General features: G+C 69.3%; 7 protein-coding genes. All 7 read left to right on the forward strand.

What is annotated here, in order from left to right:
• The first annotated feature begins 1 nt into the window (after window position 1).
• The 7 genes from ACIQMJ_RS07935 to ACIQMJ_RS07965 all read left to right on the forward strand — a co-directional run bounded on the left by ACIQMJ_RS07935 (window position 2) and on the right by ACIQMJ_RS07965 (window position 13,118).
• Complete coding sequence (locus ACIQMJ_RS07935; RefSeq protein ID WP_499760166.1) at window positions 2–1,171, forward strand: MCE family protein; 1,170 nt, start codon at window positions 2–4, stop codon at window positions 1,169–1,171.
• A complete protein-coding gene (locus ACIQMJ_RS07940; protein WP_499760167.1) occupies window positions 1,168–2,325 on the forward strand; it encodes an MCE family protein in 1,158 nt (385 codons plus the stop codon). Before ACIQMJ_RS07935 ends, ACIQMJ_RS07940 begins: the two co-directional genes overlap by 4 nt.
• A complete protein-coding gene (locus ACIQMJ_RS07945; protein ID WP_499760168.1) occupies window positions 2,322–3,557 on the forward strand; it encodes an MCE family protein in 1,236 nt (411 codons plus the stop codon). Before ACIQMJ_RS07940 ends, ACIQMJ_RS07945 begins: the two co-directional genes overlap by 4 nt.
• A gap of 12 nt (window positions 3,558–3,569) precedes the next feature.
• Entirely contained in the window at window positions 3,570–4,097 is a 528-nt protein-coding gene (locus tag ACIQMJ_RS07950; RefSeq protein WP_499760169.1) for an Rv1363c family protein, read from the forward strand.
• Between the two features lie 9 nt (window positions 4,098–4,106).
• A complete protein-coding gene (locus tag ACIQMJ_RS07955) occupies window positions 4,107–5,159 on the forward strand; it encodes a hypothetical protein (RefSeq protein WP_499760170.1) in 1,053 nt (350 codons plus the stop codon).
• Between the two features lie 469 nt (window positions 5,160–5,628).
• Window positions 5,629–9,111 carry a DNA-directed RNA polymerase subunit beta gene (gene rpoB, locus ACIQMJ_RS07960; protein WP_499760171.1) on the forward strand — a complete coding sequence of 1,161 codons (3,483 nt, stop codon included), beginning with the start codon at window positions 5,629–5,631 and terminating at the stop codon, window positions 9,109–9,111.
• 110 nt (window positions 9,112–9,221) lie between these two features.
• Window positions 9,222–13,118, forward strand: coding sequence for a DNA-directed RNA polymerase subunit beta' (locus ACIQMJ_RS07965; protein ID WP_233825505.1), 3,897 nt, complete (start codon window positions 9,222–9,224; stop codon window positions 13,116–13,118).
• Window positions 13,119–13,297 lie beyond the last annotated feature (179 nt).

Genomic DNA, 13,297 nt, shown 5'->3' on the forward strand with positions numbered 1-13,297 from the left:
CGTGGCGACCACGAAGGTGGGCCGCGACCTGGCCCGTGCGGTGGCGATGGCGTGCGTGCTCGCGCTCGTGGCCGCGGCCGCGATGTGGTGGGTGTTCGCGGGCGCGAACAGCCGCCGGGTGACCGCGGTGTTCGGCGCGGCCGTCGGCGTCTACCCCGGCTCGGACGTGCGGGTGCTCGGCGTCCGGGTGGGCACGATCGACGAGGTCGAGCCGCAGGGCTCGACGGTCAAGGTCGTGATGTCGCTCGACCGGGCGGTGAAGGTGCCCGCGGACGCGCAGGCGGTCGTGGTCGCGCCCAGCGTGGTCAGCGACCGGTACGTGCAGCTCGCGCCCGCCTACACCGGCGGCGACGTGCTGGGCGAGAACGCGACCATCCCGCGCGAGCGCACCGCCACCCCGGTCGAGCTGGACGAGCTGTACGCGAGCTTGGACAAGCTCACCACCGCCCTCGGCCCGAACGGGGCCAACCAGGACGGCGCGCTGTCGGACCTGCTCGACTCGGCCGCGGACAACCTCCAGGGCAACGGGCAGGCGCTCGGCGACACCATCAAGCAGCTCGGTGACGCCACCCGCACGCTGTCCGGCTCGAAGGACGACCTGTTCGGCACCGTGGACAACCTGCAGAAGTTCACCGGCATGCTGGCCGCGAACGACAGCCAGGTGCGCGACCTGAACCGGCAGCTGGCCGAGGTCGCCGGGTTCCTCGCCGACGAGCGGGAGAACCTGGGCGCCGCGCTCACCGAGCTGGCCACCGCGCTGGGCCAGGTGCAGGGCTTCATCCAGGACAACCGGGCCGCGCTCAAGTCCAACGTCGACAAGCTCGCCGGCATCACGCAGGTCCTGGTCGACCAGCGCGCGTCGCTCGCCGAGGCGCTCGACGTCGGCCCGTTGGCCCTGGGCAACCTGCAGAACGCCTACAACGCGGCCTCCGGCACGCTCGACACCAGGGCCGACCTGAACGAGCTGAACCAGCCGCCGATCGTCCTGGTCTGCAAGCTCATCCAGGGCGTGGAGCCGGGCCGGGTGCCGGGCGTGCTCGCGCAGACGTGCCGCCAGCTCGAACCGCTGCTCAGCGGCGCGGTGCCGTTGAAGACGCCCGCCGAAGTGGTGTCCGACCTCTCCCAGGGCAAGCTGCCGCTGCCCCTGCCGCTCGCGGGGGTGCCCCGGTGAGGCGATTCGCGGTGCTCGTGGCGAGCGCCCTGGTGCTGACCGGCTGCGGCTCGGGCGGGTTCGACGGCGTCTACAACATGCCGCTGCCCGGCGGCGCGGACGTCGGTGACCGCCCGTACGCGGTGAAGGTGCAGTTCAAGGACGTGCTGGACCTCGTGCCGCAGGCCGGCGTGAAGGTCAACGACGTGCCGGTCGGCCGGGTGGACCGGATCGCGCTGGGCGCGGACGGCTGGACCGCCGAGGTGACCGTGCTGGTCAACGGGGACGTGAAGCTGCCGGGCAACGCGGTCGCCCGGCTGCGCCAGTCCGCGCTGCTCGGCGAGAAGTACGTGGAGCTGGCCGGGCCCGCCGAAGGGCGGGAGGAGGGCGCGCTCGCCGACGGCTCGGTCATCCCGGTCGAGCGCACCAACCGCAACCCCGAGGTCGAAGAGGTCTTCGGCGCGCTGTCCATGCTGCTCAACGGCGGTGGCATCGCGCAGCTCCAGGACATCAGCCGGGAGCTGAACGCGGCCCTGGAGGGCAACGAGCCGCAGATCCGGTCGCTGCTGGACAACCTGAACCAGCTGGTCGGGGACCTGGACTCGCACAAGGGCGAGATCACCCGCGCGCTGGACGGCGTCAACCGGCTCGGCGGCACGCTGAACGCCCAGCGCGACCAGATCACCGGTGTGCTGGACGGTCTGGAGCCCGGGTTGAAGGTGCTCAGCGAGCAGCGCACCCAGCTGGTCACGCTGCTCCAGTCGCTGGACGCGCTGTCCGACGTCGCGGTGGACACGGTGAACAAGTCCAAGGACGACCTGGTGGCCGACCTGAAGGCGTTGACGCCGACGTTGCAGAAGCTCGCCGAGGCGGGCACGAACCTGCCGCACGGCTTCGAGCTGCTGCTGACCTACCCGTTCCCGGACTCGGCGGTGGACGCCATAAAGGGCGACTACACGAACCTGTACGCCGACATCGACCTGAACCTGGGCTCGATCGTGGACAACCTGGGCCGCTCGCGGCAGTCGCCGCTGCCGACCCTGCCCGGCCTGCCCGGCGTCGACGGCACCGCGCCGTCGCTGCCGCTGCCCCTGCCGAACCTGCCGCTGCCCGGCGTGTCGAACGGCTCCGGGCTGGGCGACCTGCTCGGCGGACTGCTGGGAGGCAAGCGGTGATCCCCGGTCGCATCAAGCTCCAGATCGGCGCGTTCGTGCTGATCGCGCTGGTCGGCGTGAGCTACGTGGGCGCGCGGTACGTCGGCCTCGGCCGGGTGTTCGGCGCGTCCGGGTACGTGGTGACGATGCAGCTCGCCGAGTCCGGCGGCGTGTTCACCAACGCCGAGGTCACCTACCGCGGCGTCGCCGTGGGGCGGGTCGGGCAGATGCGGCTGACCTCCGACGGGCTGGAGGTCGACCTCGACATCGACCCGAGCGCGCCGTCGATCCCGGCCGACCTGGAGGCCGTGGTCGCCAACCGGTCCGCGGTGGGCGAGCAGTTCGTCGACCTGCGGCCCCGCGCCGACGACGGCCCGTTCCTGGCGGACGGGTCGGTCATCCCGCGCTCGGCCACCAGGACGCCCCCGCCGGTGGACGGGCTGCTGACCAACCTCGACGCGTTCGCCAAGTCCGTGCCGACCGAGTCGCTGCGGACCGTGGTGGACGAGCTGGACCTGGCGTTCAACGGCACCGGGCCCGACCTCCAGGTGCTGCTGGACAACACGAAGGTGTTCACCCAGGCGGCGACGGAGCACCTGCCGCAGACCAAGGCGCTGCTCGACAGCGGGCTGGTCGTGCTGAACACGCAGGCCGCGCAGGGCGGTGCGATCCGGTCGTTCTCCGCGGACCTGCGGTCGCTGGCCGAGCAGCTGAAGAACTCCGACACCGACATCCGCCGGCTCATCGCGGTCTCGCCGCAGGCCGCCGAGCAGGTGTCGGCGCTGCTGCGGGAGACCGGGCCGAACCTGGGCGTGGTGCTGGCCAACCTGCTGACCACGGGGAACATCCTGGTCAGCCGGTTGGACGGACTGGAGCAGATCGCCGTGACGTACCCGATCATCGTCGGCGGCGGGTTCACCGTGGCCAAGGGCGACGGCACGGGCGCGCACTTCGGGCTGGCCCTGAACGTGTTCGACCCGCCGCCGTGCACGGTCGGCTACGACGGCACCACGATCCGGCAGGGCACCGACACCACCCCGGCGGAGTTGAACACGCAAGCCTATTGCGCGTTGGCGCCCGGCAGCGCCACCGGCGTGCGGGGTGCGCAGAACGCGCCTTACGGTGGCATCCCGGTGACGACGCCGACGGGTGACGCGACGTCGCAGCCGGGCCGGGAACCGACCACCGGGCAGGCCGCCGCCGAGGCGCCGCTGCTGACCAGCCTGGGGCAGTTGCTCGGTCTGCCGGGCTGAGGAGAGGGACGGGTGGACGTGCGACGTTCGGTCCGAAGGAACTGGGTGCTGCCGGTCGCGGCCGTGCTGGCGGTGCTCGCCGCCGGGTACGCGGTGTGGGCCGGGGTGTCGTGGTGGGGCGCGACGTCCAACGACTCGGTGGCGTTCTCGCGGGAGCGGGACGAGGTGCTGCGGGTGGGGCAGGTCGGGATCGCGAACTTCACCACCCTCGACTACAAGAAGGTCGACGCCGACCTCGACCGGTGGCTGGAGTCGTCGACGGGCGAGCTGCGCGCCGAGATCGAGGGTGGTCGGGACAGCCGCAAGAAGCAGATCGAGGACGCCCGGACGGTGACCGTGAGCCGGGTGCTGGACGCGGCCGTCACCGAGCTCGACGACCGGGCCGGCAAGGCGCACCTGATCGCCGTCGTGGAGACCACGGTGACGCCGGAGGGCGGGCAGTCGGTGAAGAAGGTCAACCGGTACCAGACGGACCTGACCCGCACCGATGCCGGTTGGAAGCTCAGCGCGCTGGGGCCGGTCGCGGCCGGCGGCGCGTGAACCGAGGAGATGACGTCAGTGCCACCGTCCCGCCGCCGCCCGGTCCCGACCACGCCGACCACCCGTCCGCGCGTCGCCGGCCTGCGCAAGCGCCCCGACCCGGCCTCCACCCCGAACCCCGAGCCGACCGCGAACCCCGAGCCGACGTCGGCCGAGGGCACCCGGACCGGGGACACGACCACCTCGGGCACCGGGACCAGCGGTAACGCCCCGAGCGGTACCGGATCGACCGCCGCCGGACCGACCGGTGCCGGGTCGACCGCCGGTGAACCCGCCGCGACCGCCGCGCGACCTGGTGCGGAAGCCGCCGAGGCGGAGGGCGGTCCCGCGGACCTGCCGTACGCGTACACCGGCCTGATCGAGCCCCGCGAGACCGACGAGCCGGCGGACGAGGCCCCCGAGCACCGTCCCCGCCCCACCGGCCGGCGCAAGCGCACCGGCGAGGCCGTCGCGCCCAGCGTCCTGGACGACGACGAGCCCGAGCGCGAGAAGGACGACGCCGACGACCGGGCCGCCCGCCACACCGACCGCGGGTCCGGCATGATCCTGCCCCTCTCCCTGATCGTGCTCGCGGTCCTGCTGGTCGGCCTCGGCCTGTGGTTCCAGAACCAGGCGGGCGAGGTCCGCTACAACCAGGCGCTGGTGGACAGCGGCGGCACGACCGAGGTCGCGGGCCAGGCCCGCGAGGCGGTCGAGAAGGCGTTCTCCTACAACTTCGCCGACGTCTCCGCGACCGAGAAGGCCGCCAACGAGCTGCTCGTCGGCAAGGCCAAGTGCCAGTACAACGCGATCTTCGGCCCGGTCCGCGCGCTCGCGCCCGAGCAGAAGCTCGTGGTCACGGTGAAGGCCGTGTCCAGCGGCGTGACCACGCTCGACGGCGACCGCGCCACCGTGCTGCTGTTCCTCGACCAGGTCACCACCCGCACGACCGACAACCAGAGCGGCGGCGGCATCGCGATGATGCGGGTCGGCGCGCAGAAGGTCGACGGCCGGTGGAAGGTCGACAACATGGAGATGTTCGGCCAGAGCGGCGACCAGGCGGCCGAGACCGCCAAGTGCTGATCCGGGGGCGGCCGGGTGGTCGCCCGGGGCGTCCACTCAGGACTGCGAACCCGATTTCAAGCCTCAGCACAACGTGATCTGCGCCACATTTTCGATCGGTGACCGAACGGGATCGCCGGCATCTCCCTTCGGGGTCGCAACACCCGCCAAAGGTTCACGCGGGCTCACGTCCATGTATTTTCGCAGGTCAAAGCGGTAACTCCGCGTTATCGGGCCTTGCGCCAGTGGAGTGATCGCCGCGTGGCATCTTGACTGTGGGCGTTGGCCGGGTCACTCTGTCGGTGAGCACGAGAAAGGTCCTTCCAGGTGCCTCTCGACAGTTGCCGCGCGCGTGGCTAGACTGCTCCTTTGCGCTGCCCTCTTTCCGTTTGCCCTTCGCCGAGAGCTGGATTGCCGGGCATCGCCGCACCCTTGACAGCCGTGCTAGTTCCGCTGACTAGCCAGCTACCTGTCCCTGGAAGGACGCATCTTGGCGATCTCTCGCGCGACCAAGGCCACTGCTGCGACCAACTCCACGTCGGGGATCCCCGGAGCGCCGAAGCGAGTCTCTTTCGCGAAGATCCACGAACCGCTTCAGACGCCCAACCTGCTCGACCTGCAGATCCAGTCGTTCGAATGGCTCACCGGCGACGAGGCGTGGTTCCAGCGTCGCGTCGACGAGGGTGACGAGGCGCCGACGGGCGGCCTCGAGGAGGTCTTGAACGAGATCTCCCCGATCGAGGACTTCTCCGGCTCGATGTCGCTCTCCTTCTCCGACCCGCGCTTCGACGAGGTCAAAGCCTCGACCGAGGAGTGCAAGGACAAGGACATGACGTACGCCGCCCCGTTGTTCGTCACGGCGGAGTTCACCAACCACACCACTGGCGAGATCAAGAGCCAGACGGTGTTCATGGGTGACTTCCCGATGATGACCGACAAGGGCACGTTCATCATCAACGGCACCGAGCGGGTCGTGGTCTCCCAGCTCGTCCGCTCGCCGGGTGTCTACTACGACACCGCGATCGACAAGACGACCGACAAGGACGTCTTCAGCGTCAAGATCATCCCGTCCCGGGGTGCCTGGCTGGAGTTCGACGTCGACAAGCGCGACACCGTCGGCGTCCGCATCGACCGCAAGCGCCGCCAGCCGGTGACCGTGCTGCTGAAGGCGCTGGGTTGGACGACCGAGCAGATCCGCGAGCGCTTCTCGTTCAGCGAGACGCTGCTGACGACGCTGGAGAAGGACCACACCGCGGGTACCGACGAGGCGTTGCTCGACATCTACCGCAAGCTGCGCCCGGGCGAGCCGCCGACGAAGGAGTCCGCGCAGGCGCTGCTGGAGAACCTGTTCTTCAAGGACAAGCGCTACGACCTCGCGAAGGTCGGCCGGTACAAGGTCAACAAGAAGCTCGGCCTGTCCACCCCCATCACCACGGGCGTGCTGACCGAGGAAGACATCGTCACCACGATCGAGTACCTGGTGCGCCTGCACGCGGGTGAGACGACGATGAAGCCCGGCGACGTCGAGGTGCCCGTCGAGGTCGACGACATCGACCACTTCGGCAACCGCCGCCTGCGCACCGTCGGCGAGCTGATCCAGAACCAGATCCGGGTCGGCCTGTCCCGCATGGAGCGCGTCGTCCGCGAGCGCATGACGACCCAGGACGTCGAGGCCATCACGCCGCAGACCCTGATCAACATCCGCCCGGTGGTGGCGGCGATCAAGGAGTTCTTCGGCACGTCCCAGCTCTCGCAGTTCATGGACCAGACCAACCCCCTCGCGGGCCTGACCCACAAGCGCCGCCTGTCGGCGCTGGGCCCGGGTGGTCTGTCGCGTGAGCGCGCCGGCATGGAGGTCCGCGACGTCCACCCGTCGCACTACGGCCGCATGTGCCCGATCGAGACGCCGGAAGGCCCGAACATCGGCCTGATCGGCTCGCTGTCCTCCTACGGGCGGGTCAACCCGTTCGGCTTCATCGAGACGCCGTACCGCAAGGTCGTCGACGGCCGGGTCACCGACCAGATCGACTACCTGACGGCCGACGAAGAGGACCGCTACGTCAAGGCGCAGGCGAACGCCAAGATCGACGACGAGGGCAACTTCCTCGAGGAGAAGGTCCTGGTCCGCAAGAAGGGCGGCGAGGTCGAGCAGATCGACCCGTCCGACGTGGACTACATGGACGTCTCGCCGCGGCAGATGGTGTCGGCCGCGACCGCGATGATCCCGTTCCTCGAGCACGACGACGCGAACCGCGCCCTGATGGGCGCGAACATGCAGCGGCAGGCGGTGCCGCTGCTGCGCAGCGAGTCCCCGCTGGTCGGCACCGGCATGGAGCTGCGCGCCGCGGTCGACGCCGGTGACGTCGTGGTGGCCAAGAAGACCGGTGTGGTCGAGGAGATCTCCGCCGACTACGTCACGGTCATGGCCGACGACGGCTCGCGGCAGACCTACGGCCTGCACAAGTTCCGCCGGTCCAACCAGGGCACCTGCATCAACCAGAAGCCCATCGTGAACGAGGGCGACCGGGTGCAGGAGGGCCAGGTCCTGGCCGACGGCCCGTGCACCGAGAACGGCGAGATGGCGCTGGGCAAGAACCTGCTCGTCGCGATCATGCCGTGGGAGGGCCACAACTACGAGGACGCGATCATCCTGTCGCAGCGCCTCGTGCAGGACGACGTCCTGACCTCGATCCACATCGAGGAGCACGAGATCGACGCGCGGGACACCAAGCTGGGCGCCGAGGAGATCACCCGGGACATCCCGAACGTCTCCGAGGAGGTCCTGGCCGACCTCGACGAGCGCGGCATCATCCGCATCGGCGCCGAGGTCCAGCCCGGCGACATCCTGGTCGGCAAGGTCACGCCGAAGGGCGAGACCGAGCTGACCCCGGAGGAGCGGCTGCTGCGCGCGATCTTCGGCGAGAAGGCGCGCGAGGTGCGCGACACGTCGCTGAAGGTGCCCCACGGCGAGTACGGCAAGGTCATCGGCATCCGCGTGTTCAGCCGCGAGGACGACGACGAGCTGCCCCCCGGCGTGAACGAGCTGGTGCGCGTCTACGTGGCCCAGAAGCGCAAGATCCAGGACGGTGACAAGCTCGCCGGCCGCCACGGCAACAAGGGCGTCATCGGCAAGATCCTGCCGGTCGAGGACATGCCGTTCCTCGAGGACGGCACCCCGGTCGACATCGTGCTGAACACGCACGGCGTGCCGCGTCGTATGAACATCGGCCAGGTGCTGGAGACCCACCTCGGGTGGATCGCCAAGCAGGGCTGGAGCATCAACGGCGACCCGGACTGGGCGAAGAACCTGCCCGAGGAGCTCTACCACGTGGAGCCGGGCACGAAGACCGCCACGCCGGTCTTCGACGGCGCGCGCGAGGACGAGATCACGGGCCTGCTCGGCTCGACGATCCCGAACCGCGACGGCGAGCGCATGGTCAAGGAGAACGGCAAGGCGGTGCTCCTCGACGGGCGCAGCGGCGAGCCGTACCCCTTCCCCGTGTCGGTCGGCTACATGTACATCCTGAAGCTGCTGCACCTGGTGGACGACAAGATCCACGCTCGTTCCACCGGCCCGTACTCGATGATCACGCAGCAGCCGCTGGGTGGTAAGGCGCAGTTCGGTGGTCAGCGCTTCGGTGAGATGGAGTGCTGGGCGATGCAGGCGTACGGCGCCGCGTACACGCTCCAGGAACTGCTCACGATCAAGTCCGACGACGTGCTCGGCCGCGTGAAGGTCTACGAGGCCATCGTCAAGGGCGAGAACATCCCGGAGCCCGGTATCCCGGAGTCCTTCAAGGTGCTGCTCAAGGAGCTCCAGTCGCTGTGCCTCAACGTCGAGGTGCTGTCTTCGGACGGCGCCGCGATCGAGATGCGCGACGGCGACGACGAAGACCTGGAGCGCGCGGCCGCGAACCTCGGCATCAACCTGTCGAGGTCCGAGTCGCCGTCCGTGGACGACGTCGTCAACTGACGCTCGCCGGTCACCGGGCGCCCGCCCCCTGCCCAGTCGGGGGGCGGTCCCGGTGACCCAGCCACCAGCACCCCAAGCAGCACCGAACCAAAAAGGGGAAGAGAGTAGACGTGCTCGACGTCAACTTCTTCGATGAGCTTCGCATCGGTCTCGCGACCGCGGACGACATCCGCCAGTGGTCCTACGGCGAGGTCAAGAAGCCCGAGACCATCAACTACCGCACGCTCAAGCCGGAGAAGGACGGCTTGTTCTGCGAGAAGATCTTCGGTCCCACCCGGGACTGGGAGTGCTACTGCGGCAAGTACAAGCGCGTCCGCTTCAAGGGCATCATCTGCGAGCGCTGCGGCGTCGAGGTGACCCGCGCCAAGGTGCGCCGCGAGCGGATGGGCCACATCGAACTGGCCGCCCCCGTCACGCACATCTGGTACTTCAAGGGCGTCCCCAGCCGGTTGGGCTACCTGCTCGACCTGGCCCCGAAGGACCTCGAGAAGATCATCTACTTCGCCGCCTACGTCATCGTGGGCGTGAACACCGAGCTGCGCCACAACGACCTGCCCACGCTCGAGAACGAGATGCAGGTCGAGCGCAAGCGGGTCGAGAACCGGCGTGACGCCGACGTCGAGGCCCGTGCGCAGAAGCTGGAAGCCGACCTGGCCGAGCTGGAGGCGGAGGGCGCCAAGTCCGACGTCCGCCGCAAGGTCAAGGAGGGCGGCGAGCGCGAGATGCGCCAGCTCCGCGACCGCGCCCAGCGCGAGCTGGACCGGCTCGACGAGATCTGGTCCACCTTCACCAAGCTCGAGCGCGCCCAGCTGATCGCGGACGAGCTGCTCTACCGCGAGCTGTACGACCGCTACGGCGACTACTTCACCGGTGCCATGGGCGCGGAGGCCATCCAGAAGCTCCTGGGTGACTACGACGTCGACGCCGAGGCCGACGTGCTGCGCGAGACCATCCGCAGCGGCAAGGGCCAGAAGAAGCTGCGCGCCCTCAAGCGGCTCAAGGTCGTGGCCGCCTTCCAGGCGACCCGCAACAACCCGCAGGGCATGGTGCTGGACTGCGTCCCGGTCATCCCGCCGGACCTGCGCCCGATGGTGCAGCTCGACGGTGGCCGCTTCGCCACGTCCGACCTGAACGACCTGTACCGCCGCGTCATCAACCGCAACAACCGCCTCAAGCGGCTGATCGACCTCGGCGCGCCCGAGATCATCGTCAACAACGAGAAGCGGATGCTGCAGGAGGCCGTCGACGCGCTGTTCGACAACGGCCGCCGCGGCCGGCCGGTGACGGGTCCGGGCAACCGGCCGCTCAAGTCGCTGTCCGACCTGCTCAAGGGCAAGCAGGGCCGGTTCCGCCAGAACCTGCTCGGCAAGCGCGTCGACTACTCGGGCCGTTCGGTCATCGTGGTCGGCCCGCAGCTGAAGCTGCACCAGTGCGGCCTGCCCAAGCAGATGGCGCTGGAGCTGTTCAAGCCGTTCGTCATGAAGCGGCTGGTCGACCTCAACCACGCGCAGAACATCAAGTCCGCCAAGCGGATGGTGGAGCGCGCGCGCCCCGCCGTGTGGGACGTGCTCGAAGAGGTCATCACCGAGCACCCCGTGCTGCTCAACCGCGCGCCCACGCTGCACCGGCTGGGCATCCAGGCTTTCGAGCCGCAGCTGGTCGAGGGCAAGGCCATCCAGCTGCACCCGCTGGTCTGCGAGGCGTTCAACGCCGACTTCGACGGTGACCAGATGGCGGTTCACCTGCCGCTGTCCGCCGAGGCGCAGGCCGAGGCGCGCGTGCTGATGCTGTCGTCGAACAACATCCTCTCGCCCGCGTCGGGCAAGCCGCTGGCCATGCCGCGTCTGGACATGGTCACCGGCCTGTACCACCTGACCCGGCACAAGGAGAACGACCTCGGCGAGGGCCAGGCGTACTCCTCGCCCGCCGAGGCGCTGATGGCGTTCGACCGCAAGGTGCTCGGCCTCCAGGCGATGGTCAAGATCCGGATCACGGACAAGAACCCGCCGAAGGGCCAGGAGCCGGAGGGCTGGGAGCCCGGTCAGCCGTGGCTGGCCGAGACGACCCTCGGTCGCGTGCTGTTCAACGAGGTCCTGCCGCAGGACTACCCGTTCATCAACGAGGTCATGCCGAAGAAGCGGCAGGCGACGATCATCAACGACCTCGCCGAGCGGTACCCGATGGTCACCGTCGCCCGGACGCTGGACAAGCTGAAGGACGCCGGTTTCTACTGGGCCACCCGGTCGGGCGTCACGGTCGCGATCTCCGACGTGCTCGTGCCGGAGGCCAAGCAGGGCATCCTGGACGAGTACGAGAAGCTCGCGGACGCGGTGGAGAAGCGCTACCAGCGCGGTCAGCTCTCCTACACCGAGCGCAACAACGAGCTCGTCAAGGTGTGGACCAAGGCCACCGAAGAGGTCGCCGAGGTCATGGAGGCCAACTTCCCCGAGGACAACTCGATCCGCATGATCGTGAAGTCCGGGGCGGCGGGCAACATGACCCAGGTCCGGTCGCTGGCCGGCATGCGTGGTCTGGTGACCAACCCGAAGGGCGAGTACATCCCGCGTCCGATCAAGAACTCGTTCCGCGAGGGCTTGTCGGTGCTGGAGTACTTCATCGCCACGCACGGCGCCCGCAAGGGTCTGGCCGACACCGCGCTGCGCACCGCCGACTCGGGTTACCTGACCCGTCGTCTGGTGGACGTCTCGCAGGACGTCATCATCCGCGAGGTCGACTGCGGCACCAGCCGCGGCGTGAACATGACGGTCGGCGAGCGGCAGGGCGACAAGGTCGTGCTGCACGAGTTCGCGCAGACCAGCGTGTACGCGCGGACCATCGCCGAGGACATCACCGACGCCGATGGCAACATCGTGCTCAACCGCGGTGACGACCTGGGCGACCCGGCGCTGGCCACGCTCGTCGAGGCGGGCGTGACCCGGGTCAAGGTCCGCTCCGTGCTGACCTGCGAGTCCGCGGTCGGTGTGTGCGCGTCCTGCTACGGCCGTTCGATGGCGACCGGCAAGCTGGTCGACGTCGGCGAGGCCGTCGGCATCGTCGCCGCGCAGTCCATCGGTGAGCCCGGCACGCAGCTGACCATGCGCACGTTCCACCAGGGTGGTGTGGCCGGTGACGACATCACCACCGGTCTGCCCCGTGTGCAGGAGCTGTTCGAGGCCCGCGTGCCGAAGGGCAAGGCGCCCATCGCGGACGTCGACGGCCGGGTGCGCATCGAGGACGGCGACCGGTTCTGGAAGATCACCCTCATCCCGGACGACGGGTCCGAGGAGATCGTCTTCGAGAAGCTGTCGAAGCGTCAGCGGCTGGCCAACACGGCCACCGGCCCGTTGCAGGACGGCGACCACGTGCACGTGGGCCAGCAGCTGCTGGAGGGCACGCCCGACCCGCACGAGGTGCTGCGCGTGATGGGGCCCCGCGAGGCCCAGCTGCACCTGGTGCAAGAGGTCCAGAAGGTCTACCGGGCCCAGGGTGTGGCGATCCACGACAAGCACATCGAGGTCATCGTCCGGCAGATGCTGCGCCGGGTGACGATCATCGACTCGGGTGCGACCGAGTTCCTGCCGGGCTCGCTGGTCGAGCGCGCGGAGTTCGAGTCGGGCAACCGGGCCGTGGTGGCCGAGGGTGGCGAGCCCGCCGCCGGCCGTCCGGTGCTGATGGGTATCACGAAGGCGTCGCTGGCCACGGACTCGTGGCTGTCGGCGGCCTCCTTCCAGGAGACGACGAGGGTCCTGACCGACGCCGCCATCAACGGGCGTTCGGACAAGCTCATCGGCCTGAAGGAGAACGTGATCATCGGCAAGCTGATCCCGGCCGGCACCGGCATCAACCGGTACCGGAACATCCAGGTGCAGCCGACCGAGGAAGCGCGTGCGGCGGCGTACGCGATCCCGAGCTACGACGACGGCTACTACACGCCGGACGTCTTCGGCACGGGTACGGGTGCCGCGGTCCCGCTGGACGACTACGACTTCGGCCGCGACTACCGCTGAAGCAACCAGTCGGCTGAAAGGCCCCCGGAGCCTCCCGCTCCGGGGGCCTTTCCCGTGAGTCGAACGTTCAGGCCCCGAGAGTCGAACGCTCAGGTACCCCGAATTCAACGCTCAGGACGCGCGGATGCCGCTGTTGTGGCCCGCCGGTGCGTTCTGAACGTTGAACTCAGGGGGCCTGA

It is taken from the genome of Actinosynnema sp. NPDC091369 (assembly GCF_044757065.1).
Lineage (GTDB): Bacteria > Actinomycetota > Actinomycetes > Mycobacteriales > Pseudonocardiaceae > Actinosynnema.

What these genes read in the sequence shown, in the direction of transcription:
- ACIQMJ_RS07955 (WP_499760170.1), top strand. Translation starts at nt 4,107, where the DNA reads ATGACGTCAGTGCCACCGTCCCGCCGCCGCCCGGTCCCGACCACGCCG.